Annotated in this window: 24 protein-coding genes; 12 read left to right on the plus strand and 12 right to left on the minus strand. The window is 51.2% G+C overall.

The annotated features are described in order from the left end of the window. The first annotated feature begins 64 nt into the window (after positions 1 to 64). Positions 65 to 841, plus strand: coding sequence for a hypothetical protein (locus tag IE055_RS12280; protein ID WP_189401546.1), 777 nt, complete (start codon positions 65 to 67; stop codon positions 839 to 841). After that, positions 838 to 2217, plus strand: coding sequence for a glycosyltransferase family protein (locus tag IE055_RS12285; RefSeq protein WP_189401549.1), 1380 nt, complete (start codon positions 838 to 840; stop codon positions 2215 to 2217). The genes IE055_RS12280 and IE055_RS12285 overlap by 4 nt, the downstream gene beginning before the upstream one ends. 25 nt (positions 2218 to 2242) lie before the next feature. Here IE055_RS12285 and IE055_RS12290 read toward each other — a convergent pair whose 3' ends face one another. Then, complete coding sequence (locus IE055_RS12290) at positions 2243 to 2947, minus strand: class I SAM-dependent methyltransferase (RefSeq protein ID WP_229794273.1); 705 nt, start codon at positions 2945 to 2947, stop codon at positions 2243 to 2245. Positions 2948 to 3032: 85 nt separating this feature from the next. Here IE055_RS12290 and IE055_RS12295 point away from each other — a divergent pair, with 85 nt between their 5' ends. Further along, positions 3033 to 3344 (plus strand): DUF6959 family protein, encoded by a 312-nt coding sequence (locus IE055_RS12295; protein ID WP_189401555.1) that lies wholly within the window; start codon positions 3033 to 3035, stop codon positions 3342 to 3344. Here IE055_RS12295 and IE055_RS12300 read toward each other — a convergent pair. Further along, entirely contained in the window at positions 3333 to 5915 is a 2583-nt protein-coding gene (locus IE055_RS12300) for a M1 family metallopeptidase (protein ID WP_189401558.1), read from the minus strand. The genes IE055_RS12295 and IE055_RS12300 overlap by 12 nt on opposite strands. Positions 5916 to 5934: 19 nt before the next feature. After that, the gene (locus tag IE055_RS12305; protein ID WP_189401561.1) at positions 5935 to 6399 is read right to left on the minus strand and encodes a MarR family winged helix-turn-helix transcriptional regulator; all 465 of its coding nucleotides are present in this window, start codon (positions 6397 to 6399) and stop codon (positions 5935 to 5937) included. Positions 6400 to 6573: 174 nt separating this feature from the next. Between IE055_RS12305 and hppD the strand changes: the two genes are divergently transcribed. From hppD to IE055_RS12340, 7 genes are all read left to right on the plus strand, one after another. Further along, complete coding sequence (gene hppD / locus IE055_RS12310; protein WP_189401564.1) at positions 6574 to 7653, plus strand: 4-hydroxyphenylpyruvate dioxygenase; 1080 nt, start codon at positions 6574 to 6576, stop codon at positions 7651 to 7653. A gap of 15 nt (positions 7654 to 7668) precedes the next feature. After that, complete coding sequence (gene fahA / locus IE055_RS12315) at positions 7669 to 8988, plus strand: fumarylacetoacetase (RefSeq protein WP_189401567.1); 1320 nt, start codon at positions 7669 to 7671, stop codon at positions 8986 to 8988. Positions 8989 to 9020: 32 nt separating this feature from the next. Continuing rightward, positions 9021 to 9569: a VOC family protein gene (locus IE055_RS12320; RefSeq protein WP_189401570.1), complete on the plus strand. Its 549-nt coding sequence runs from the start codon at positions 9021 to 9023 to the stop codon at positions 9567 to 9569. Further along, positions 9566 to 10210: a maleylacetoacetate isomerase gene (gene maiA / locus IE055_RS12325; RefSeq protein ID WP_189401575.1), complete on the plus strand. Its 645-nt coding sequence runs from the start codon at positions 9566 to 9568 to the stop codon at positions 10208 to 10210. Before IE055_RS12320 ends, maiA begins: the two co-directional genes overlap by 4 nt. A 32-nt stretch (positions 10211 to 10242) precedes the next feature. Then, positions 10243 to 12180 carry an acetoacetate--CoA ligase gene (locus IE055_RS12330; RefSeq protein ID WP_229794274.1) on the plus strand — a complete coding sequence of 646 codons (1938 nt, stop codon included), beginning with the start codon at positions 10243 to 10245 and terminating at the stop codon, positions 12178 to 12180. Then, complete coding sequence (locus IE055_RS12335; RefSeq protein WP_189401581.1) at positions 12177 to 13901, plus strand: aromatic amino acid hydroxylase; 1725 nt, start codon at positions 12177 to 12179, stop codon at positions 13899 to 13901. Before IE055_RS12330 ends, IE055_RS12335 begins: the two co-directional genes overlap by 4 nt. 93 nt (positions 13902 to 13994) lie before the next feature. Continuing rightward, complete coding sequence (locus IE055_RS12340; protein WP_189401585.1) at positions 13995 to 14393, plus strand: DUF6746 family protein; 399 nt, start codon at positions 13995 to 13997, stop codon at positions 14391 to 14393. A gap of 24 nt (positions 14394 to 14417) precedes the next feature. Here the strand turns inward: IE055_RS12340 and IE055_RS12345 are convergent, their stop codons facing one another. Next, positions 14418 to 15062, minus strand: coding sequence for a TetR/AcrR family transcriptional regulator (locus IE055_RS12345; protein ID WP_189401587.1), 645 nt, complete (start codon positions 15060 to 15062; stop codon positions 14418 to 14420). A 106-nt stretch (positions 15063 to 15168) separates the two neighbouring features. Here IE055_RS12345 and IE055_RS12350 point away from each other — a divergent pair, with 106 nt between their 5' ends. Continuing rightward, positions 15169 to 15606, plus strand: coding sequence for a DUF1772 domain-containing protein (locus IE055_RS12350; RefSeq protein ID WP_189401590.1), 438 nt, complete (start codon positions 15169 to 15171; stop codon positions 15604 to 15606). A gap of 7 nt (positions 15607 to 15613) precedes the next feature. On the opposite strand, the gene IE055_RS12355 is transcribed toward IE055_RS12350, so the two are convergent. The 7 genes from IE055_RS12355 to IE055_RS12385 form a co-directional block, all read right to left on the minus strand. Continuing rightward, a complete protein-coding gene (locus tag IE055_RS12355) occupies positions 15614 to 16906 on the minus strand; it encodes a hypothetical protein (RefSeq protein WP_189401593.1) in 1293 nt (430 codons plus the stop codon). Continuing rightward, on the minus strand, positions 16893 to 17576 hold the full coding sequence (locus IE055_RS12360; protein WP_189401596.1) for an ABC transporter ATP-binding protein: 684 nt from the start codon (positions 17574 to 17576) through the stop codon (positions 16893 to 16895). Before IE055_RS12360 ends, IE055_RS12355 begins: the two co-directional genes overlap by 14 nt. Before the next feature lie 10 nt (positions 17577 to 17586). Continuing rightward, complete coding sequence (locus IE055_RS12365; RefSeq protein ID WP_189401599.1) at positions 17587 to 18822, minus strand: ABC transporter permease; 1236 nt, start codon at positions 18820 to 18822, stop codon at positions 17587 to 17589. Further along, positions 18819 to 20054: an ABC transporter permease gene (locus IE055_RS12370; protein ID WP_189401602.1), complete on the minus strand. Its 1236-nt coding sequence runs from the start codon at positions 20052 to 20054 to the stop codon at positions 18819 to 18821. Before IE055_RS12370 ends, IE055_RS12365 begins: the two co-directional genes overlap by 4 nt. Before the next feature lie 15 nt (positions 20055 to 20069). Then, positions 20070 to 20855 (minus strand): outer membrane lipoprotein-sorting protein, encoded by a 786-nt coding sequence (locus IE055_RS12375; RefSeq protein WP_189401605.1) that lies wholly within the window; start codon positions 20853 to 20855, stop codon positions 20070 to 20072. A 172-nt stretch (positions 20856 to 21027) separates the two neighbouring features. Further along, a complete protein-coding gene (locus IE055_RS12380; protein WP_189401608.1) occupies positions 21028 to 22188 on the minus strand; it encodes a DUF4785 domain-containing protein in 1161 nt (386 codons plus the stop codon). A gap of 11 nt (positions 22189 to 22199) precedes the next feature. Then, a complete protein-coding gene (locus IE055_RS12385; protein ID WP_189401917.1) occupies positions 22200 to 23021 on the minus strand; it encodes a hypothetical protein in 822 nt (273 codons plus the stop codon). Positions 23022 to 23346: 325 nt separating this feature from the next. Here IE055_RS12385 and IE055_RS12390 point away from each other — a divergent pair, with 325 nt between their 5' ends. Further along, positions 23347 to 24429, plus strand: a complete 1083-nt coding sequence (locus IE055_RS12390; protein ID WP_189401611.1) for a serine hydrolase domain-containing protein — start codon at positions 23347 to 23349, stop codon at positions 24427 to 24429. Here IE055_RS12390 and IE055_RS12395 read toward each other — a convergent pair. Next, the gene (locus IE055_RS12395) at positions 24416 to 25999 is read right to left on the minus strand and encodes a winged helix-turn-helix domain-containing protein (protein ID WP_189401614.1); all 1584 of its coding nucleotides are present in this window, start codon (positions 25997 to 25999) and stop codon (positions 24416 to 24418) included. The two genes, IE055_RS12390 and IE055_RS12395, sit on opposite strands and share 14 nt — an antisense overlap. Between the last annotated feature and the right edge of the window lie 43 nt (positions 26000 to 26042).

Genomic DNA, 26042 nt, shown 5'->3' on the forward strand with positions numbered 1-26042 from the left:
TTAGTTTGATATAAAGTCGAACAGCCATCGGCACTCAGGATGTACACCAGAACCAAGCAACAACATGAACCAATTTTCCTCAGCTAAAACTTTCTTGATCATGGCGCACCCAGGCCACGAGCTTCGAATTCATGGCTGGCTTGCAGCGAATCGACCCGATACGTGTTTTCTCACTGACGGTTCTGGGCGCAGTGGTATAGACCGGCTGTGCTTCTCACGTCGGACACTGACAAAGGTGGACAGCCTACTCTTGGGATCTGATGATGTGTGGAGCGATGACCAAGCCTACACGGTGATATTGAGCGGTGATCTCGACGCTGTTACCCGCAGAATAATCCGTATGTCGGATCACATTCATCGGGCCGGAATACATACCGTCGTATGCGATGCCATCGAGGGCTTCAATCCGGTGCATGATCTATGCGCCGTCATGGCTGCGATAGCCTGTCAACGGATTCAACGTCGCCATGGCACTATTATTACGTTATTGTCCTTTCCATTGGAAGGACATCCGCAGTCGATGGCAAATACTGAATCTATGCAATTGTCACTGAGTTCGACCGCATGGAATCGAAAATTGAATGCCATTCACAAGAACACAGCACTGCTTGACGAAGTCGCGCGTAGTTTTAAGCGACACGGCCAAGAAGCTTTTCAAACAGAAGTTTTATCACCATTTGATCTGGAGTCCGAATTGCGCGCATTGAGCATAGAAAAGCCGTTCTACGAGTCACATGGTGAAAAGCGTGTAGCAACTGGCGCGTACTCCTTTGTCTTGAGATTTAAACAACACTTTCGACCCCTGGTCACTCGTATTCAGAACTGGGCGGCAACTCAATGAGAGTCCTGCTGACCAACCATCGCTTGTCATCACGAACCGGTACCGAGCTGTATATTCGTGACATCGCCTTAGCACTGTTAGCTCAAGGTCATGAACCGATTGCTTACAGTCGGTTATTGGGGCCGATTGCTCAGGAACTACGTGCTAAGTCGGTCCTCGTGATTGACGACCTGGCCACACTGCGAACTCCGCCCGACATAATCCATGCTCAACATCATCTTGAAGCCATGACCGCATTGACACATTTTCCCCAGGTGCCGGCGATTTTAGTGTGTCATGGCTGGCTGCCCGCCGAGGAAGCGCCGCCATCCCATCCGCGTATTGTGCGCTATCTTGCTGTAGATGAACTGGTACGACTGCGATTGATCGAAGAATGTGGCATTGCAGCCGAGAACGTAGCGACCAATCTGAATTTTGTCGATCTAGATCGTTTTAAACCCCGTACACCACTGCCTGCTAAACCACGACGCGCACTGGTATTTAGCAACTACGTAAACCGAGAGAACATTCTTCCCAGCTTGCATAATGCGTGTGCGAAAAACGACATCCAACTCGATGTCGCAGGGCTTTCGGCCGGCGCTGATCTGTCTGCCCCTGAATCCGTTCTGGGAAACTACGACATCGTGTTTGCCAAGGGTCGCGCTGCGTTAGAAGCCGCCGCCGTCGGCTGCGCGGTGATCGTCTGTGACGCCGCCGGTCATGGCGATATGGTCAACAGTGCAAACTTCGATCATTATAGAGCCTACAATTTTGGGTTACGGTTACTGCGAGAATCCGTTAGTGTGGCGACGATATCCACGCAACTGGCACAATACAACCCGGATGAGACCGCTCGCGTAACGGCAAGAATGCGCACCGAGGCCAACTTGCTGGATGCTGTGAGGTCGTTAATTCAACAGTACCGAGAAGTCCTTGCTGAGTACGATCAGCACGAACATGATGCGTTACAGGACGCGCATGCCGTTTCAAACTATCTGCGCCATGGTCCGATAACGGCCGATTTCAGTCAATTTAAATACGCGCAATTTTCACATGAACTGGCGCGAGCTAAAGAATACGTGCAGCACCTGGAATCCCAGTTGATGCAAAAACAGGCGGGATTTGAAAACGCACAATCCGTATTGGCAGCGCAAGCTGACCAACTAAAGATGAGCCAAAATGCACTGGATGAGGCACGACAAGCACTACAGCAAGCACAAACGGCGCAACGAGAGGCAGAACGGCAACATCAAACTGCGCTCGAACAAGTATTGCTATCACACCAGAATGAACTCGCCAAAATAACAGACTCTAGGGTGTGGCGTGCTCGTGAAAGGCTGGTATCCATTGCCTGGCTTCGCACGCTTTATCGACGCCTGGTGGTACGCAATCGTTAAGCTGAAATTCATTCCCGCTTTAGTCTCAACGCTGCCGTTCGATACGTAGCCAAAATTGGCTGTCGCAGTCCATGCCATCCAACTCAGTCAGCACCAATCCGCGCTCTTTGCATTGTTGTTGGATCCACACTAGCGAATGACGCACGATACCCGGTGTGGTGGATTCATGACTTGTCCCCACCCAGAGGTCACCTTGATAGTCATCCTCGGAACCCAACGGAGGTAAATACGAGACGATGAACTTGGCGTCACGGACGGTGTTCTCCAGAAACCCATCCAACATCACCTGAATATGTCGCTTACTGCAATGCGTCCAGATTGAACATGCCAGAAAATAGTCAAACGGCTCGGCAAATCCACCGGTGTCAAACTCAGCATTAAAATTAAATCGCGGTTGCTTATCCAACAACATTTTTGGCTCGAACAAAAAGTGCCGTCCATGTTCAATGCGTTTCCGAGCCGGATCAAACCCGGCGTAACCGCCAGTATCCAGAAACCGAATCAACCAGTAACCAATCCGCAAACAGCCACAACCAATTTCCAACACCTTGGATTCCGGACACAAGCCCTGTTCGAGTAGACGCACAAAGTGCGATCGACCGGCCGTTTCAAAGGTTTCCTGAGGCACTCCCAAAAAACCATTTGCTTCAATCATTCTATCCGCTCGCTGACGTAAATCGGATACCGGCATAACGTTCTCCCGCACAAGAAAATCATCTGATACTGCCATGACTGGCATAAAGGTATACTGCGATTTACACTGTAACCATTACTTGGTCACACATCAATCTAACCCCTGACAGACTCCTTCGAATATGAAACAACGCCGTATCGAAATCTATTCTGACGAACCCGATAACAGCGTTGTGCGCATCCCTGACAATCCATTCCCCGCGTCGGCCATCCAAGGGGATTCTTTATTTCTACTACACGGTGAAGCGATGGATCTGGTGGACGAGTTAAAACACAATCCTGGCAGCGACTCGTTTTATCGTGCATACCGTATCGCGAGCGAACTGGAACAACGCCTACGCCACTACATCGAGGTATGTGAGCAACACGATATCGAACTCAATTTCGATATCGTGTGCAGCGTCGAGGATTACCAAGAACTGTTATTTGACTGAACTCCCCGCGGCGGCCACTGACTCAAGGTACGCATCAAACGCAGCTTGATGGCGTTGCTTTAAGTTGACACACTGCTCGGAACTAGCCTTGGCTATCTCCCAGCCTCGCGTCATTCCTTCATACGAACTCGCTACTTTTGAATACAACGCATCCGCTAACTGGATGGTGTCGGTGTCACAGCTACGAGACACATATTGCGGTATGCGTGTCACGTGATAATCCGGTATCTTGTTTGCCAGTGCATCCAAGTTTTTACTTAACCATGCGTAGAACGGGGTTGGATCATCTTGCACGTTAACGACCGCGCTGATCACAGACATGGTATCCGCTGGGTTAATCGTATCGCCCATCGCCAGATCTAGGACTGCCAGCATAAGCTTCTCACCCTTGAAATTCAGCGCTCTTTGAATGACCGACTTTACGTTCGCATCGCGGCTCGCCGTGAGTGCTTTCTCGTAACGTACCAACCACTTTTCATCACCGCGTTGGGCTACTGCACGCAGAGCTCGTGCCGCCATCTGACGTTGCTCGAGTTGAGGGCTGGATAAAAACCCGGTAGCCAAGTGTGCGGCAGCTTCGTGCACATCCGCATTGTCGGAGTACGTACTTAGCAAGCCAAACGCACTGTGTCGTAATCGGAGCTGATCATCCGAGTCTTGTTCACGGTCGACCGTACCCAACGCGTTAAACCAGTGGATCAAACGCGATTCTACGAAGTTACCAAACGCCGCCTCGTTGTTCGAATCAATCAAGTACTCAAAACCTGCCAGTACGCTCACGACACTGCGCGCCACGGCGGGGTCTTTTTGTGCTGACAATGCTTCAAGCACCGTCATAAACTCGGTGAAGCCAAGCTCGCCTGCGTTCAGCAATGCTTCGCTATTGTACAAAAGCGCTTTTTTTTCGCGCACCGTCAGGGCATCTAAATCCATCAACATCGCAGCAAGCTGATTACTAGGAATACGCCAGCGGTAGTAGCCATTGGCTTCAGTATTTGGGTATATCCAATCTGCGCCGGCCAGAGCTGGAAAGGTCTGTCGCTGCGCATTCAGTAACACCTGCTGGCTAACAATTTCTCCATCTCGTTTAAGCTTGAGGCTCAGTGGTACGGTCCAACCTTGATCAGGGACATCGGCGCCAGTAAGGTGATATCGTCGCTGCTGAACTTGACCCTTGGCATTAAAATCTACCATTGGATAACTGGGCTGTTCCAAATAGGTACGCATCATCGACCCCACATCGGTCTTAGACGCATTGCTAAGTACCCGCCACAAGTCATCTGCTTTGGCATTCCGCCAGGCAAACTCCGCCATGTAATCACGGACTGCCGATTGAAACGCCGCACTGCCAATCTGTGACTCGATCCAATGTAAGATCGCCTCGCCCTTGCTGTAATTCAGCCCCAGGCCATCCATCACGTCAGCCGCGACGCGGACGGTTTTCTTCACTGGCTTGGTCGTTTCTGCTGCATCTGGGCCAAACGCACGTTCTGCGACCAACCGAGTTTTGTAGTTATGCTCTGGGTACAGATCCTGCATCAGGCGCGCCGCCATAAATGATGCGAAGGCTTCATTCAGCCACAGGTCGTCCCACCACGCCATCGTCACTAAGTTGCCGTACCACATGTGTGCCAACTCATGCGCGATCACCATTAGTGGTGTGGATTGTTCAGCCAGTACCGGGGCTTGACCACGCAATAAGATTTCACTTCGATACGTCACCAAACCGACGTTCTCCATTGCACCATGTGTAAAGGTCGGCACCGCGACGAAATCCAGTTTTTTATACGGGTAGGGCTGACCAAAATAGGCTTCGAGATAGTGGAGAATTTCAGCAGTGCGTTCGGCAGCAAACAACGCTTCCTGGGCCTGGCCTTTCGGCGTGTAAATGCGCCCCGGAATAGACAATCCCGGTATCGGCACCGAATCGAATTCGCCAACGGCAAACGCCACCAGATAGCTTGGCATGGGTTTGGTTTTTTCGAACTGTACGGTTTGAACACCGTCATTGACGACACGTTTTTGCACCGGCGTGTTGGACAACACAACGTGCTTCTCCGGCGCAGAGATGGTTACCTGGTAGGGAATTTTAGCGTCTGGCTCATCAATACCCGGGAACGCTTTACGCGCATGCATGTCTTCAAACTGGGTAGAAATATAATTGCGGCCATCAAAGCGTGACACATATGCACCATCCGATGTGTTGTTGATCTTGCCTTGATACGCAATCTTGAGCACGTAGTTTCCCGGCGAAATGGTGGCACCGGTACTGGCATGTTGAATGTCGTGTTGCGCCGCTTCAACCGTCATTGGCCAAACTTGGTCACCTTGGGTGAGCACCACCCGATCCAGCACCAAACCAGACTGATAAAATTCGATGTGCGAAACTTCGGCAGCGACCACCAAATGGATCTGCGTATTGCCCTGAAAGGTCGCAACGTCCGGGTCCAATGTCAATGTGATCGCCTGAAACTCAGGGGTCACATCATCGCTGACTCGATATGCAGATGATTCAGCGTGTACGCTCACGGAAAAAACCACGAGCGCAAAAAATAGGGTTAAATACTTCATAATGTTTAGGTGATAGGGGTTATGAGTTCAGGTCAATGGTATCTGTCTGATCGTATAAACGATCAAGCAATGCCTCGAACAGCGCCTGTTCTTCGGCGTTGAAACAGGTCAGCAATTGATCTTCGTAATCGTAAGAGACAGGAACGATTTGTCGATACACGTCCGCGCCCGTTTTGGTTAGCGCTAAGTTCTGACGACGACGATCCGCACTGTCGACTTCTCGCACCACTAGGTGGCGAGCCAGCAACTTTTGCAATGAGCGGCTCACAATCGATTTTTCGATTTGAATCTTCGCCGATACTTCGTCAGCCGACGCGCCAGGGTATTCGCCAAGCACCGCCATGATGCGCCATTCCGTGACGGATAAACCGAACTTATCTTTATAGGTCTGTGCAATGATACCGCTGATTCGATTCGACAAGGTTGCCAGTCGATACGGCAAATATCGTTCTAGGGTAAGGATATCGGGGCGGGGCTTGCTCATTCAGTGTGCTCGTTGGTGGTATCAACCTTGGCCTGTCCCATAATCGGATAGGTTTGCAATTAGTTGCAATACCAACTATATTAGTTGCAATAACAACTATTCTAGCTCGCGATCGATCAAAGCGCAAAGCATGGTTTCTCGATTGCGCAAGCTATCAACCTTAGAGACATAGTCATGACTGATTTATTCGACAACCCAATGGGCCTGTGCGGCTTCGAATTTATCGAATTCGCGTCCACCAAGCGTGGTGTACTGGAACCGGTATTTGAAATGGCCGGGTTCACCAAGGTGGCCGAACACCGCTCCAAAGATGTGCACTTGTATCGACAAGGCGGGATCAACCTGCTGATCAACTACGAGCCCAAGAGCGTCGCGTACTACTTCGCGCAAGAACACGGTCCTTCGGCCTGCGGCATGGCGTTTCGCGTTAAAGATGCGCAATTAGCCTATAGTCGTGCACTGGAACTTGGTGCACAGCCGGTTGATATCCCTACCGGCCCGATGGAATTGCGGTTACCAGCGATCAAAGGTATTGGTGGCGCACCGCTGTATTTGATTGACCGATTTGAAGAAGGAACATCAATCTATGATATCGACTTCAAGTTTATCGAGGGCGTAGACCGCCATCCAGAAGGTTGTGGTTTTAACATTATCGACCACTTGACCCACAATGTTTATCGAGGTCGCATGCAATACTGGGCGGACTTTTACGAACGCTTGTTCAATTTTAAAGAAATTCGGTACTTCGACATCAAGGGTGAATACACCGGTCTGCTCTCTAAAGCACTCACCGCGCCAGACGGCATGATCCGTATCCCATTGAACGAGGAAGCCTCTAAGGAGACCGGGCAAATTGAAGAATTCTTAATGGCCTATAACGGAGAGGGGATTCAACACATCGCGTTTTCCTGCGATGACCTACTCGCCTGCTGGGACAAACTCAAAGCCCGCGGCATGCCGTTTATGAGCGCACCACCAGAAACCTACTACGCCATGCTCGACGAACGGCTACCGGGTCACGGTGAACCGGTCGACGAACTTAAAACCCGTGGTATCTTATTGGATGGCAGTACCGAAAATGGCGATCCGCGACTGCTACTGCAAATCTTTTCTGACACGTTGATTGGCCCGGTATTCTTTGAGTTTATCCAGCGCAAAAAAGATGACGGATTCGGCGAAGGCAATTTTAAAGCCCTGTTCGAGTCCATTGAACGTGATCAAATCGAGCGCGGCGTAATCGCCACCAACCCATAAATCAGTAGAGAAACCATGATGAGTGTCAACCACACGCACAACCCTGCGTTAAAAAGCTGGGTCGAGAGCGCCAACCAACCTGACAGTGACTTTCCGATCCAGAATCTGCCATTTGGTATCTTTCGCCGCAGAGGCACATCTGAACCTTTTCGCGCCGGCATTGCGATTGGTGATCAGATTTTGGACATGCAAGCGGCGCACGCCGTCTCGGCATTCGATGTCGCACTCGATGCCAGCTTGAGCGCCTTGAGTTTGCCAAAGTTAAATACATTCATGAGCTTGGGACAGGGGGCGTGGTCGGCGGTGCGAGAAGCGGTATCCGCAGCCTTAGCGGTGGGCTCATCGTTGCAGGACACCTTGGCTGAATGCCTGGTTGCACAATCTGAGGCCGAATACGACGTGCCTGCCCACATCGGCGATTACACCGATTTCTACACGTCGATCAACCACGCGACCAATGTAGGGAAATTGTTTCGTCCAGACAATCCACTGTTGCCAAACTATCAATGGATTCCGATTGGGTATCATGGACGCAGTTCATCAATCGCGATTTCCGGCCATTCGTTTCACCGGCCGAACGGTCAGCTCAAAGCACCCGATGCCGAGGTCCCGGTTCTGGCACCGTGTAAACGACTCGACTATGAACTCGAAGTCGGTATCTATATTGGCACAGAGAGCCCATTGGGCCACCCGGTAAAACTGGCCGACGCTGAGCAACACGTGTTTGGCTTGTGCATGTTCAACGACTGGTCAGCGCGCGATATCCAGGCTTGGGAATACCAGCCGCTGGGGCCATTTTTATCCAAAAGTTTCGCTTCCACGGTGTCACCTTGGATCGTTACCATGGAAGCATTAGCACCGTTCCGTCAAAGCTGGACCCGCCCTGCGGAAGATCCGCAACCTCTGCCTTACCTCGACTCACACGATCATCGCAACACTGGCGCCGTGAACATGCATCTTGAGGTGTTAATCCAAACCGCCAAGATGCGTGCCGATGGGGTATCGCCCGAACGCCTTGCCCTTAGCAATTTCAATCAATCTTACTGGACAATCGCGCAAATGGTCACGCACCATACCGTCAATGGCTGCAACCTAAAACCAGGCGACTTTTTTGGCAGCGGCACTCAATCCGGCATTAGCCGTGACAGTGTCGGTGCCTTAATAGAGGCCACCGTTGGTGGTCGTGAACCGATCACCTTGAGCAACGGCGAACAGCGTACTTTCTTAGAAGATGGCGATACTGTGACCCTGAAAGGCTGGTGTCAAAATGACAGCGCGGTTCGCATCGGTTTCGGAGAAGCGGCTGCCACGGTGTTACCCGCTATCGACTATTAGTTCCGGCACCCAGCCGACCTAGAGGAGGAGACATGCACATTGAGAAAATCCATCACGTTGCCTACCGGTGTCATGACGCCAAGGAAACCGTTGAATGGTATGTAAACAACCTTAAAATGGATTTCGTTCTAGCGATAGCCGAGGATCAGGTACCGTCTACTAAGGAGCCTGATCCGTACATGCATGTCTTCCTCGATGCCGGGCAAGGTAATGTATTGGCCTTCTTCGAACTCCCAACCAAACCGCGTATGGCACGCGACCCGAACACACCGGAATGGGTACAGCATATTGCGTTTAGAGTGAGCGACATGGAGACTCTATTGGCCTACAAAGAACACTTGGAGGCCAATGGTGTTGATGTTCTTGGCGTCACTGACCACTCCGTGTTTCATTCTATCTATTTCTTCGACCCGAATGGTCATCGCCTAGAACTATCGGCACCCGACCCTGAGGAAGCAGCCAAGTTGAAACGACTCGACGCGGTTAAATGGGACATGCTCGAAGAATGGTCGAAAACCAAACGCGCACCCAAGCACGCCGAATGGTTGCACAGTAAAGAGTTTACCGAGGAACCATCATGAAGCTGGCGAGCTACTTCCGCAGCACCGCGGCGTATCGTGTACGAATTGCGCTGAATTTGAAGCAAATCGATCACTCATTGGTGCCGATTCACCTGCTGCGCAATGGCGGCGAACACAAACAACCAAATTACCAGTCCCAAAACCCAGAGGGCTTGGTGCCGGCACTGTTTATCGAGGACCGGGTATTGTCGCAGTCACTGGCGATACTGGAATATCTGGATGAAACCCATCCGACACCGCCGCTGCTCCCTGGCGACCCGCTGGATCGCGCCTATGTCCGTGGGCTGGCACTGTCAATTTGCTGTGACATTCACCCATTAAACAATTTGCGCGTTTTGCAGTATCTAAGCGGCGATTTAAACGCGTCAGATGAACAAAAAAACGCCTGGTACCAACACTGGATCGCGACCGGCTTCTCGGCACTCGAAACACGACTCGCAAACCATGATTCAACGGGCGAATTTTGTTTCGGCGACACACCCAGCATGGCTGACCTATGTTTGGTTCCGCAGGTCTACAATGCTAACCGTTTCAATTGCCCTTTGGACGATTACCCGATCATTCAGCGAATTAATGCGCGTTGTTTGCAGGAACCCAGTTTCACTCTAGCCGCTCCCGAGAACCAAGTGGACGCGGAATAACACAATCACAGGCGAACCTCACCATGACTGGTATGTCGACCCCCTTATGGCAACCCGACCACGCTCGAATCGAGCAAGCCAAACTCACTCAATTCGCTCGACAACATAACTTCGAAGTCAGTGATTATCAGTCGCTGTGGCAATGGAGTGTCGACCATTGCGACGCGTTTTGGTCTTCGCTCTGGGACTTCTGCGATGTAGTTGGGAGCAAAGGTCAGGAAGTGATGCTTAGCAGCGCGGCCATGACGGACACCAAATGGTTCCCTGCCGCGCGTTTAAATTACGCTGAGAACCTGCTTAAAGGCGCACGTACGTTACCCAGCGACCAATCCGCATTGGTGTTCTGGGGCGAGGACAAAGTCAAACGTCAACTGAATGCCTTGGAATTGCACGCTGCGGTTTCACAATGTCAGCAACTTTTGCAAGCCAAGGGCGTACAGCAGGGTGATCGCGTCGCTGCCTTTCTCCCCAATTCCATAGACGCGATCATCGCTATGTTGGCTACCAGTTCGTTAGGCGCCATCTGGTGTTCAGCCTCACCGGACTTTGGGGCCGATGGCGTACTTGATCGATTTGGCCAGATTGAACCCAAAGTCCTGTTATGTAGCGACGGCTATTATTACGGGGGAAAATGGCTGGATTGTCGTGATAAGAATAGGGCAGTCGCTGCGGCATTGCCAAGTCTGACCGCGTCGTTTTGTATCGACTATCACGCACGCGATGAGTGTGCATTTCGCACCGAGTTAGCGCAGTTTCCAGTAAAGGAAATTGAATTTGCACAACTGCCGTTCGACCATCCATTGTTCATCATGTTTTCATCAGGCACCACTGGAAAACCAAAGTGTATCGTACATGGCGCGGGCGGCACCTTACTTCAACACCTCAAGGAACATCAGCTCCACAGCGATATTCATCCCGGTGATCGCCTGTTTTATTTCACCACCTGCGGCTGGATGATGTGGAACTGGTTGGCCAGCGGTCTCGCCAGCGGTGCTACCATAGTACTTTATGATGGCAACCCGTTTGCCGGGCGTAAGCAGGTTCTATTTGATTTAGCCGAACAAAACCAGGTAACGCATTTCGGTACCTCAGCGAAGTTCATCGAAGCGTGTAACAAAACCCAACTCAAACCAAAAGAAACACATGATTTGTCGAGGTTGCGGGCGGTTTTCTCCACCGGCAGCCCACTGGCACCGGAAAGTTTTCGCTATGTGTACGAACATATCAAACGGGATCTGCACTTAGCATCGATCTCTGGTGGCACGGATATTATTTCCTGTTTTGCATTGGGCAATCCCACCCAAGCAGTGTGGCTCGGCGAACTGCAATGCTTAGGGTTAGGTATGGCGGTGAACGCCTTTGACCATGAGGGCCAGCCCACCAAAGGCAAGGGAGACCTGGTTTGCACCAAACCGTTTCCTTCCATGCCGGTTGGATTCTGGAACGACGACGGTGGCCAGCGCTATCACAATGCCTATTTTGCCACCTACGACAATATATGGTGCCATGGTGACTTCGTCGAACTAACCGATCACGAGGGGCAAACGCATCCCGGCATGATCATTCACGGTCGGTCCGATGCCGTACTAAACCCAGGCGGGGTACGGATTGGCACCGCTGAAATTTATCGTCAAGTCGAAAAAATTCCCGAAGTCGCTGAATCCATCGTTGTCGGTCAGGATTGGCAGAACGATGTCCGCGTGGTGTTGTTTGTGAAGCTGCAGGACGATACGGAGCTGACCACCGAGTTACAACACAAGATCAAACAATTGATTCGCGACAAAGCCACGCCTCGGCATGTCCCGGCCAAGATTCTGACAGTAACCGATATTCCTCGTACCAAGAGCGGCAAAATAGTCGAGCTCGCGGTACGCGATGTGGTGCATGGCCGAGAGGTCAGCAACTTAAACAGTCTGGCGAACCCCGAAGCCTTAGCGTATTTCAAAAACCGGTTTGAACTCACCACATGATTAGCCAACAAGACGTCATCGCGCAGCTGCCTGCGCATTTACAACCGTTTATCGCCATTCAGGATTATTCGGCCTATTCACCACGCGACCACGCGGTTTGGCGCTTTTTACTGCATCAACTGCGTTACAGTTTGCGTGACTCAGCACACCCGACTTATTTTGAGGGACTGGCGAAGACCGGCATTGGTCTGGAAGCGATCCCTCGAATTGAAGAGATCAACCTTTGTCTAAACAAACTCGGCTGGCAAGCGGTTGCTGTTGACGGCTTTTTACCGCCCGCAGTATTTATGGAGTTCCAAGCGCGTAAAGTGCTTGCCATTGCCCTGAATATTCGCTCCTTCGAACACATGCTGTACACACCGGCCCCGGATATCATCCACGAGTCAGCAGGCCACGCTCCGTTCTTGGTCGACATCGACTATGCAGAATTTTTGCAACGCTTCGGTGAACTTGGGATGCGGGCGATCGCCAACGATCATGACATGGCGATTTACGAAGCCGTGCGACAGCTATCAATTGTCAAAGAAGATGGCAATTCAAGCCAAGCAGACATTGCTACCGCTGAGGCCGAGGTCGAACGACTACAAAACATGAAAGTCGCTCCATCCGAAGCAAACCTGCTGGCGCGACTGCATTGGTGGACGGTCGAATACGGTCTGGTCGGCGAGCGAGATGACTACACCATCTACGGCGCAGGCCTGTTGTCTTCTTTGTCTGAAAGCCAAAGCTGTTTGGACGACCATGAAGTCGACAAACGGGCACTCACATTACACGCCCTCAACACCGCGTACGACATCACCGCGCCGCAGCCGCAATTGTTTGTCACGCAATCCTGTCGTCACCTAAGTCAGGTGTTGGAAGAATACGGCCGCCACATGTGTTGTTTTCGCGGCGGCGCCAGCGCGCTGGAAGAGGCGATGTCCGCAGGCACCGTGGTCACCATACATTATAACTCGGGGTTGCAGATTGCTGGCAAAATCAGCCGTGTAATCACGGATCCAGTAGGCAATGCCATTTATATCAATACCGATGGTCCAACTCAGCTAGCCTATGAGAATACCGAGCTGCCAGGTCACGGTATTGAATATCATGCACAGGGCTTCGGCTCACCCATCGGACGCTTGCGTGCCATGGAACGCTGCTTGTCCGACTACACCGTGGATGAACTCAAACGTCACCACATCGAAATAGATACCAAGGTAACCTTACATTTCTTGTCCGGCATCACGGTACAAGGCACGCTGACATCGATAATTCGACGGCGCCAACGTAATATCTTGTTTAGCTTTACCGAGTGTACGGTGACGGACGTCGACGGCAATGTCTTATTTGATCCGAGCTGGGGTACCTTCGATATGGCCATCGGCGACGCGGTTGTCTCAGTGGCCGGTGGTTCGGCAGATCAAACTGCGTATCCGATGTATAAAGCACCGTCATATAACGTGACCGCGGCGCAAAACGTGAGCGACGAAGCGCGTGCGCAATATGAATTTTATACTCGATTGCGCACCCTACGCGAGGCGCAAAATGACGACCCGCAGCTAATCGACCAAATCCTGAACGACGACACGCTGGATTGGCTGATCAAATTCGAAGCCTATGAATTAAGTCAGTCTCACGCGCTGAAACAACAATTAGAGCGCATAGCATCCAACAGCACGGACGATATTCGCGTGTTGATTCAAGGCGGGTTACAACGATTGGCGGCGACGGCTAACTGAACGGATGTTATCAGAATAAATTCTGCTATCACCGACCTGCAAGCTAATGTAGAATGATTCGCAATTGCATTAACTGTTTTCCTTCACACACTCATGAAATACATATTCTTGGCTCTTCTGTCGCTTTCAACCTTAAATTTCAGCTTAGCCACACATGCCAATGAACAAGCCGTTCAGCATAAGATTGTGGCTGACATCACCGAACTAGAAACGGCCAAATCGGTGTTTAACCGTACTACCGCTGAGTTAAAAACCAAACAAGAGCTCAGTGCCACCGAACTGCATGAAATCCACATGATTACCTACTCTTTGGAAAAAGCGGTGGCGTATTTTGTTGACACCAATCAGGGACAAGCACAAAAAGACGCAGAGCAGCTGGCAGGCGTTGTTGAGCTGGTTCATATTGCGTCTGAAAATAATCGTAGTGCGGAAACCCGCGTGTATCTAGATGAATACTTTAAACTGGCGGATGCTTTTTCCACCGACTGGTGATCTACGATCTTATTGTTTTACGGGCTACGCATCGAGCACACCGTGTAACGCCAGACCGACCATCTCATTGAGATCAGGCCATGAGTAACCGCTGATAGTCACACGGTTGTGAATAATTCCCTGTAGAAAGCACAGCAAGGTATCCAGTTTTTGAGCAACCACCGCCGGTGGAAACGCATCCGCACAAACAATACCGAAAACATCGGCAAACACCTGGTACCGCGTCATCAAGTCCGGGTCATCAATAAACACACTCACGTCTGACTGACTAACGCCTTCGGTCATATACACCAAACGGTAGTGCTCTGGGTTGTCGACCCAATACGATGCGTAGGCCGTAGCCAGCATCTCAAGCTGCTTGCGGGGCGGCTGCGCTTGGATATCCAACCCCGCCAAACCGCTGAATAGCTCTTCAAACACGGCGTTCCACAAGGTGTGCAGAATATCCAGTTTGGAGCCGTAATACTGGTAAAGCGTCATGGGCGAACAGCCAACCTCACGCGCAATGCGTCGCATCGAGATAGTACGATAACCCTCGTCCTGAAATAAACGCAGAGTTGCCTGTGCGATGTCGTTACGCATTCGCTGGCGTTGCGCGTCAGACAGTGCCGGTCGACCGCGCTTGCCGGTGGTTAAATTTACTTGCTGCGTGTTGGTGTTACGTTTCATATTTTCTGTTCAAGACAAACAATCGTCAGGAATTACTTGCTTCTTGGTCGACCTTTTAATAAATTATACGCGTATATTTTAATAGTGGGAAGCCTCGGAGCACCGCATGATTGACCTTTTGACTCTGTTCACAACCTTGATGCTTGGACTATTCGCAGGGAGTCTGTTAACCGAAGCCATGATCTTGGTTCCGTACTGGCGACGCATGGAACCTACTGAGTTTCTCAGACTGCATGGCACGCTTGGCCCCAGGTTGTTTCAGTTTTTCGCTCCGCTGACTACCTGCGCCGTGGTCTTGGCCATCGTAACTGCCGTGCTGGTCGGCACTGAGAATTCAGCATGGTTGCTCGCTGGTGTGTTGAGCGCAATCGTGCTGTCGCTCTTTTTCATCTACTTCCGCAAAGCGAATAATCGTTTTGCCACGCACACAATCACTGCTGAGGAATTGCCTGATGAACTAGCACGATGGTCTACTTGGCACTGGCTTCGAACAGGAATACTCATCATTGCCTTTGCCAGCTCCATTTACGGTCACACGGCTTAAATCGAGCTTAAAAATAAATCGACAATTGCGCAAGCAGGTGATAATCGCTCGCGAGATAGGTCGGCTCGGTATTGGTATCGGTAAGCGCAATACCGCCATTCTCGGTACCGTCCGCGCCAAACGGCAAATTCACTGACACAACTAGATCGGCGTTCTGCAACCAGTCGTAATTCGCCGAAAGCTGCACTAAGCCGGATTGATCGCGCACATTCATAAACAGGGAAGGGGTCAATATCATTCGCGGCGACATCTCGACATTCGCAACTAAGGCGGCATAGTAGCGGCCCAATGAATACAGCTCCCCGCGCACGATTCGATCGGTGAGTTGAGTGTCAACGATCAAATCTATCGTCGAGATGGTACTTTTATCCAGTCCATAACCATTGTAATAAAGTTCGGCGCTGCCACTCCAATTTCGACCCGCCAAGACCCACGAATAGCTGACACTCGCAACCGCTGACGCCACCCAATCTGTGTCAGTTTGCACCCAGGTGATATCGCCACGCGTGATCGCATCACCAAGGTGTGAGACCAACCCGATTCCCAGCACGGTGTCGTCATAATGCTGTGCTAATAACAGGTCGTACTCATATTTGTCAGTCAACGCGTGGTATTTAAGTGCCAGTGACGAGACCGACTCCGAAAGCTTGCCAGTCGAAGCCTCACGCCGCGGGACCATGACCAATTGCCAGTCGTTTCCGGACTCTAGCAACCACTGGGCATACACCATGTCATCACCAGTTTTATACTCTTTGTCGACGGCAGCAGGGTCAAATGGATTAAAGATATCCATCGGATTAAACACCAGGCCATTGCCCCAACTGACCGCCTGTCGACCCAAGCGCACCACAGCCGCCTCTGCGGTGTAGCCTACGTTCAGCCGATCCAATCGATGCACCAGTACGTGATCAGCCTCGCGCTGCTGATGGTTTAAATCAAACACACGGGCGTCATCCTCGCCGATGCCACCCGAATTTAAAAGTGGCCCCAAGTTGGATTCAAAGTAGTCCGTCTGGTGGCTGTGCAGCCCAGAAAACTGGTAGTCCATTTGCAGATCCCACGCGCCTTGTTTTTTGTGCAACTTTCCACGCAAATCAATGGTGCTCAAATTGACGCTGGTGGTGTCGTACAACTGCGGTGACGCATCGGCACTGTCTTGCGGATACCCTGTCACACTGTGAGACAACTTTACGTGGCCACCCAGTTGAGTTTGACTGGCAAGCGCCTCCGGACACACACTTTGACCGAGCAGCGCGGCGACCCCGGTGATAAAAGCCGTCGCTAACTTAGCGGGTCTCATCTGCCACAATCTGACCATCGACCATTTTTATCTGGCGTTTAGCATAGGCCATCACCCGTGTGTCATGCGTGGCAATCAGAAACGTCACCTTGTGGTTTTGATTTAACGCCACAAACTGTTCCATTAGCTTTTCCATACTGCGAGTATCCAGATTGGCCGTAGGCTCATCCGCCAACACCAGTTTGGGTTTACTCACAATTGCACGTGCCACTGCAACGCGCTGTTGCTGACCACCCGAGAGCTGGGCGGGTAGCCGGTGCTCCATGCCCAACAATCCAACTTCTTCCAGAATGGCATTCGCTTTTTCATGTCGCTCCGAGGCTGGGATACCTTGAACCTGCATCACGAACTCGACATTTTCTCGCGCAGTTAACACTGGAATCAAATTGTAAGCCTGAAAAACAAAACCAATTTTGTGCAATCGGATATCAGCCAACTCGCTTTTGGACAGGTTATCGATCCGCTGACCGTCGAGTCGCACCTCACCGCTGTCCAACTCATCGAGGCCGCCAATGGCATTCAACAAAGTGGTTTTGCCTGACCCGGAAGGCCCCGACAAACAGACGAACGCCCCTTGTTCAAACGCCACGGACAAATGATCCAACGCTTTAATGACGCTGTCGCCTTGTTGAAAGTGTTTGCACAAATCAAGACATTCAATTGCAGACATAATGCACCTGTTAGGTTTTGGCCAATGCTTCGACGGGGCGATAACGTGATGCCTTCCAAGCCGGCATAAAACCCGCGAGTAGGCCTAAAACGATGACCACGCTGCTGGCCAAGACAAAATCCAGCGTCGTCAGTGACGGTGTGAGTACCGTGCTCATACCCGCCATTTGCAGACCCTGTGCGATACTCGACAGATCGATGCCATCCATCAAAGGCAGAATCGTCGCCAAGGCCGTCAGATTACCGATGATCAGCCCCAACACCAGTAGAATAAAGGTTTCACACATTACCTGATACAAAATCGTCGCCGGTTTCATACCCAAGGCTTGCATGAGTCCGATTTCTCGTACCCGCTCGAACACGGCCATCATCAACGTGTTTACCAAGCCAAACGATAATGCTAAAAAAATGATAATCATAAACACCAGCACGAAGCCGTCCATCACATTGGCCATCAAGCCGAGATAAGAATTCAGTGCATACCAAGGAAGGCTAACTTGTTGCGGTGAATCGTGCGCGCTGATTTGCGTGAATAGTGTCTCAATATCGCGTGCATCCTCACCATTCACCGCGATCTCAGACACCATGCCCGGAATACGCAACATGGATTGCGCGGTCAACTTACCGGTAAACACAAACATTTCTTCGTCAGCAACGACGCTCGACTTAAATACACCGACGATCTTGAAGCCCCGATCTGCAACATTGTTCTGCGGGTCCTGCGACATAATCACCACGCGTTTGCCTACCTGGGTTTCCAAGGTCGCCCGCAGTTTTTCACCAATGACAATACCTTGCTCGTTCGGGTCTGCAACAAAACGTCCACGCTGAATCACAGAATTACCAAATCCAAGCTGCGGCTCGTACTCCGGATCAATACCCAGCAACATCACACCACGACTTTCTCGCTCACTGGTGATCATGGCTGGAACACGAACGCGTGCCGACCAAGCCGTCACCGCGTCACTATTTAAAACCGCACGTAGCTCTTCGTTTGGTTCCGGCATACTGTTCTCAATATTCGGATCGTCCACATAATCAGGGTGATGTATCTGAATGTGCCCTGGCAGGGAGTTCAACCCATCAACCAACATGCCGTTCACCATCCCTCGCATAAAGGCACTCATAAAAATCATCGCCCAGACGCCGAGCGAAATCGCCACCAGCATAATGGTGGTGCGTCGACGATTCCGCCACAAATTCCGCCAGGCAATCCGGACTATGATTTTTAGGTTCTGGTGTGTCATGTTGCGCGCATCGCCTCAACGGGATGTAAACGCAAGATCCTCAGTGCCGGGTACAAAGTCGCCACCAAACTAAACATCATCACCACGACGGGCCCCATCAACACTGACAGCACACTGATCTCGGGGTAGAGTCGACCCGGCAGATTAAAACGTTGTGCCATTTCTTCCATGCCAGGAAAATACAAGCCCACATGCTGAAAATACAACACGATTAAGCCACCAAACGCGACACCAATCACTAAGCCCAACATACCCATGAGGAGCGATTCGAGCATCACCAAAGCTGAGATCATACGCGGCTTCACACCGAGCGACATAACCACACCAAACTCTCGAGTTCGCTCCAGTACTGACATCAATTGCGTGTTCATCACGCCCAAGGCCACCAGCAATATTAAAACACCGTACATAAACCAGGCACTGGTGAAGTCGGCCTGAATTGCCTGTTCCAGACCCGGATTGAGCGCGCGCCAGTTATGTACCTTAAGCTTGGACTCTTGGTCGGCCAACAAAGCTAACTGCTGACGGATCTGTTGTGTAGCGTCGACATCGCCCTCTAAGGTATCGAGCGATACCACAATGCTGTGACCATCGCCGCGCATAGCAAACGTTTCTTGAAAATAGTTCAATCCAACCAACGCCATCGCGCGATCGGCATCCGATAGCCCTGAATCAAAGATCCCTGCTACGGTTACAATGCCGGCAGCGAAGGAACCGTCTTTGCCGCTCCCGAGAAGGGTGACCTCGTCACCCAAACTGACTTTAAGGTTTTTCGCCATGACCTTGCCCAACACGATTTCGGGGGCGCTGCTACTATTAAGATATCGGCCTTCAGAAACCAATCCCGACAAGGCTGTCACCTGCGGCTCGAATTCTGGTTCCACGCCAGTAATCTGGATTCCAAAAGTTCGTTCTTGGCTTGATGCTAAGGCGAAAGTTGACGCGCGGGCAGCGTATCGATACGGCGTTCGTTGTCGTAGTGACGATACCAGCGTATTGATGTCTGACACCGTGCGATCCAATTTTGGCGCGTCTAGATAACCTTGCTGCTGGATTTGCAGATTGCCAGAAAACATTTTTAACGTGTTGCCAATCATCATGTCGTACTGGCCCAGCTGTAACGAGATCGAGAACACCAGCAACATGTTAGAAAAAATCATGGCCATTGCCGTTAGCCAGGTGCGACGCTTATGTCGCCAGAGATTCCGCCATGCTAGTTTTAATGTCAGCATACGCGGTGGCCGATCTTAGTCTCGCGGATTGCGCAAGTTAGACAAGGTGAATAGATTGCCTGGAATGTCGATATCGAAATCTATCGTGTGTGTCTCAATCAGCGTCCATTCGTCAGGCTGGTCGACACGGCCCATGCGAATTTTGTTCGCCACCGGTTTGTCATCCATCATGGTCACCTGCTGCGCCTGCATGACCTTCACTAATTGATTATCCTGATCCCAAAATTCGTGACGCGTCATTACAAAATCGTCCCGCACAGTGATCACCTCTTTACCCCAAACCACGGGTGCGTCCTCATGCGGTGTCGAAGTGATGGTGTAGTAGGTGTGTGCGTCCTTCGTCTCGGTTTGACTCAGAACATGATCATAATGATCAAGAATATCGGTCGCTTTGCTAACGTCACGATTAGAAAAATCACTCCCCATCCAACTTTGATTCATCATCGAGGATGGTATTTTAATAATACGATTTACCTTCGGCGAATAGGTCCACATATTTTTGCCATTCAGCAAAGTGCCGTTACCAACATCGCGCTTCGGCGCAGTCACTCGCACCAAGGACTGATCATCTCCCTGGCTCCAAGCACTCATCGTGGTGCTACGCTCCCAGTCGGGTCGGTGCACGGTCATTGTCATTTGCGAGTACGAACTCAATCCCCGCCAGTTATCCATGGCTTTTCGAACCAAGGCATCGGCCGTCACCGAGGCCGGTTGCTCGGCCATGCTTGCATCGTTGGCACTGAACACGCTGCCTGAGCACAAGCACAAAGATAAGTTCAAAAAGATCAAAAATGCGCGCATCAGTATTACCACGGTCGGTTGATAGAGAGCCGATCCGGGAGGAGTTGCCCGGTAACTCGCCGTTTTAGCATGTCAACACCAAAACGACTCTCCCCTATGCTACACAAAAAAACGCTCCGCCACATTAAAAACGCCCCACCGAGGCAGGGCGTTTGTATTTAGGGCTGGTCGCCTAGTCGACTAACCACTTTCCCTCGCGCGCATCCAGCGCCGCCATTCTACTTTGATCCAACAATTGCACACTCTGGACCACATAAGGTGCGGACAACCCAGACTCTTTAAACAACGCTTTGTCGATCGGAAAACTGACGGTCTGCAATCCACGTTCCAACCAGTCCGCATAGTAGGTCAGACTAATCGGCTTCAGACTCCCGTCACGAGCCGTTCCGGCGACCAACGCTCGCACCTCGAAGCGGCCTTTTTGCTGCACATTCAGACCCATCACCATGTGGCCTTTACGGGTTTTAATTGACGCTACTGTTGCGGTGGCATCGTGAATATCCAGCGCCACCTTGGCAATGCGGCGTGTCTCAACCTGCTGATCATTGATTACCGTTGATTCCACTTCCAGCTGCCACAATTCTCCCGGCGCGCGCTGGGTATCGATATCCAGCTTCCAATTGCCTCGAATTCCGCTACCTTGGCCCATCGACTTAATCGGAAAACGTCGTCCATCGGGCGCTACCAACACAGACTTCATGCCCACGGTCTTCACTTTTCTGGCGGATGTCACGTGTGCGTTGAAGTCCAACTTTTCGCCTTTAGCATAGGCGTTTTTACGGCTATTCACTTTCAACTTAATGTCACTGTTATGATCTAGCACGTAGAGCAAGTAACGATCATCTTTCTGGACCGGCGTTTTAGCCTTAAGTTTAAAGCGACCACGGCCCATGTCAGCCGGAATCTTCATCACCTCAGAATGCTTAAACAAGGTTGGCGCGGCCCCGCGCAAGGCCTCCGAGGTCTGCTTCATCTGAATACTTGGATCCGCTACCGAACGTTGGGTCTCACCTTTATACAACTCCAGATCGAGCGGCAGCGGCGGCAGGGCATTGCGTGACGTGGCCTTTCTTAATGCGGTGAGCTTCACTACCGCGCTATCCGCATCGGTTGCCAGTTCCACACCTTGGTTAAGTTCCTGACCAGACACTTCTCGGTAATACACCTGGCTTTCCTGCGATGCACCATTGCCTTTAAGACTCTGTTTTTGGGTGCCGTCGACAAGATGGGAATACTGCACTTTGTCACGGGATACCGGCAATTCACCGGCGGCTTGAATGGAGGTCGATATCGTGAGTACGCAAGCGACCAATACGAGGTTTGACTTTTTCATGATGGTTCTCCTTACAGATCGTTACGTAGAATGACGTCGAGATTAAAGCATTGGCGACGACTCTGGTTGTGACTCAAAGGTTCACCACCAGCGGTGTATGTGGTGTCATAAAACCACAAAGAACCCGCTGCGTTCTGCGAGGTACAATCGACGAATCCGTCAGCACAACTGTTCAGCCATGCTTTGGTAATTTCAAGGCCGAGGTTTAAGGTGTAACCTCCGCAATAGCTGTCTGAATCCCACACGGCGGTCTCGACATCTGAGCCAACGATGTTCCAAAAGCCAACCGGCAGCGTGGGCCGACCGGCGGTACCGAGTAGCCAATTGGTGTTGTAGTAGTCCATCCAGCTGGTCTGCTGCATACGCACCGCGTCTGACTGATATCCGAGTAGCCAACCTAAGGACGCTTCGAAAACGTTGCCTGACATTACCGCATCCGCCAGTGGTGTTCCTGCGCTGGTGGTGCCAATTGCATTCACCCAACGCACTGAGTTGATGATGGTTGGATAGCGACTGTCCCAAGTAGGATTGGACAGTATCCAGCGCATCACGTTACCCCCGTTGGAATGGGTAATAACCACAAGGTCGTCAATATTACGGGCGTTGATAAAGTTATACAGCTGAGTGGCCAAACAACCCGATGATGCGGCATCCCACATGTACTCTTCGAAATCACAATTCACCACAAGCAGATTATTGCTGTCTGCCAGGCCAAGTCGGATCGACTCCACCATGCCAGATTCCCAATAGTCATCGTAGGCGTTTGTTTGTGCACCGGTTCCGTGCACCAGGGCAACCCCAGTTACCGAGAGTGCTGATCCACTGCTGATCATTAAGGCAAATGCCAAAATGTATTTAGTAATTTTCAATTTAGAAATCACTGTGCTCCTCCAAAAATGGTTTTTGTTATTTGGGTACGGGAACGTACTGCAGCTCCCCCCATCAACAGTCTTACCAAAATGTTAGACAAATGGTCAAATATTTGGCAACGAAAGATGCGTTAAGAACAATTGCATGACGGTTCATCGCATCAGGCAACACCTGAAACCAGCCAAACTTTAGAAATCTTTAGCTTTCTTTAGCCAAGCGTCAGGCACCCAACAATGCGAGTAGCCATGCTGATAACTCGATCAACCCAATCCTAGAATCGTAAACGGTATGACAACCCAACAACGCGTTTTACTCGCCACCATATTCGGCCTCATAGTTACTCAGCTTGCACAAGCGGACCCACAGCTCACAGAACTCGAACAAAAGATTGCCTCTAAAGAATTTAAGTCCATTAGCAGTGTACTTGTGCAACAGCAGAACAAACTTCAGTACGAGCAGTACTTCAACCAAAGTGATGCCGACCAGCTACACGATATTCGCTCAGCCAGCAAATCCATCACTGCCATACTCTTTGGTCAAGCTATTGCTCTAGGACTGTTTGAATCTGTCGACCAGCAAGTACTGCCCATATTCAAAGACAAGTTACCGATGCAGAACCCGTTTCCAGCAAAGACAGACATGGCATTCGCAGATCTACTGATGATGAGCTCGCCGTTGGAATGCAATGACATGGCACACTTCTCTGCTGGCAACGAGGAACGCATGTATTTGCGCAAGGACTGGGTGCAATTTGTACTCGACCTGCCCGAGCGTGGCACGCCACCCTGGGGCACTCCGGATCATGAATTACCGTTCGGTCGCAGTTTTTCTTACTGCACAGGCGGTGTGTTTCTGGTCGGTGCGGCGATTGAGCGACAAAGTAAACAGCACCTGGATCAATTTGCGCAGCAGCATCTGCTGGACCCGCTCGGTATTACGCAGGTCTACTGGCCACGCTCGCCGCTCGGCATTGTTCAAGGCGGCGGCGGTGCACGGTTTCGCTCACAAGACTTAATCAAGCTCGGACAATTAATACTGGACCGTGGAGAATATCAAGAGCAGCAGGTGATACCCGCCGACTGGGTAGATGACATGCTGACCCGACGCGTCACCGCTATGCCGGACCGGAATATCGATTACGGCTATCTATGGTGGATATTTGAATTTGAGAAGAATGGTGAAAAAATCATCGCCTATGCGGCATCGGGTAATGGCGGTAACTACTTGTTTGTGGTGCCACGTTTAAATGCGGTTGTTCTAATTACGTCGACCGCGTACAACACGCCGTATATGCACACTCAGTCACAAGCTATTTTCGCCGAGCACATACTCCCAGCGCTGGCGATGCCACCACAAGTCAATCCTCAATAGTCTTCGTGATATCCAAAAAGCCAGCCGGCAGCCAGTCTGCGCGAATGACTGACTGCCGCTCGGCATTGATCTGGTTTTGTAGCGTGTCCATCAACTGCTGAAACTGTGGTGTTTGGTGGAGCGGACGAAAGGGGGCAAGACGCCGTAAAAGCCCGATGTCGCGATAACCAAGTTCGACCGCTTGCTGCAACGCACGGATGGCCGTATCCGCATCTTGTTTCGCCATATGGTAAACCGCTATATCGATCCAAGCACTCGGCCAGACCGGCCTCTCATCTGCCAGGCTTTCTAGTCCCAAACTCGAATTCGGTTTAGATCCGGGTAACAACTGCGCGGTGAACCAGTACCGCCAAACTTGAAGATCCAACCGCTGCGCAAACGCTGGCAGGATCGCGTCTAGTCGCGCCATAGCCGCGCCGTGTTCACCCGCGTCCCAAGACACCATGGCACGGATCAGGTGCAGTTCCGGTCGATTCACTCCCCGCGCAATTGCTTCTTCCGCTAACTGATCCGCGCTTTCCAATCGACCAATAACGTAGAGAAACTCGGCGCGTGATTTGGCCGCAAACACGCTATCCGGGTTCAACTCATCGGCGACCGTATACCAATGTTCTGCCAGCAGATCGAACTGCAATAGACGCAGCGTATGTGCGAGTTGCAGATAGCGATAGTGTGCATCTGAATCAAGAACCAAGAGACCGGTTTTCATTGCGTTGGCCAAGTCACCTTTAACGCTAAATAAGTACGCGAGACTACCAGCTACCCGCGAATTTTCAGGGTCAGACAGCAAAGATTGTTGGTAAGCTGAAATAGCCGCATCCAGCTCGCCAGCTGCGTCCAAGGAAAAGCCAAGCGCCCAAAGGGCCGTTGCAGACTCTGGCTCGAGTTGAACTGCGCGCTGTGCGAGTACGCGCGCTTGATCTAGCGTTTGTCGGTTACCGTTAAACTTTGTGACTTCCTGCGAGTAAGTCGCACTCAACCCAACCAAGGCCTCAACACTATCGGGTGTTTCAGCCAACACACGAGCAAATAAATTACGAGCCAGACCATTGCCCTTGGCATCAAATTGATCGTAGTAACGCCAAGCCTGAGCAAGTGCTGCTTCATTCAGCGACAAAGCTGGTGCACCAATTCTGACGCCTTGTGGCTCTCGACTCGAATACGCGTACGCAACAACAGCGCAGATCATCAATCCGACTACTGCGATCAGATCATTTCGCCCTAAACTGGGTTTACGTACTACGGGGTTGGCATCGTCCACCAACTCAACTGCCGGTATCCATCGGTACCCACGTGAACGCACCGACTCAATGTACGTGGTAGGGTGGCCATCCAATGCCAGCTGCTTTCGTAGTATCGCCACACGTTGGGTCAGCGTTTCTGGGCCGACCACCTGCTCAGACCACACTTGAGTTAATAAGTCATCGCTATCCGCCGTGGCTGGTGCGCGCTGAATCAACGCCAACAGTAGATCAAACGTTAGTGGTGACAGCGTCATGAGCTCGCCAGCGCGATGAACGGTGCGTAGCGAAGGATCAATGAGCAGGTCTGCTGACTGGTATTTTTTCATCGGAACGAGTCTAAGCAGGCGCTACCAATCGGTCAAAATGAAT

It is taken from the genome of Arenicella chitinivorans, from assembly GCF_014651515.1.
Classification (GTDB): Bacteria; Pseudomonadota; Gammaproteobacteria; order Arenicellales; family Arenicellaceae; genus Arenicella; species Arenicella chitinivorans.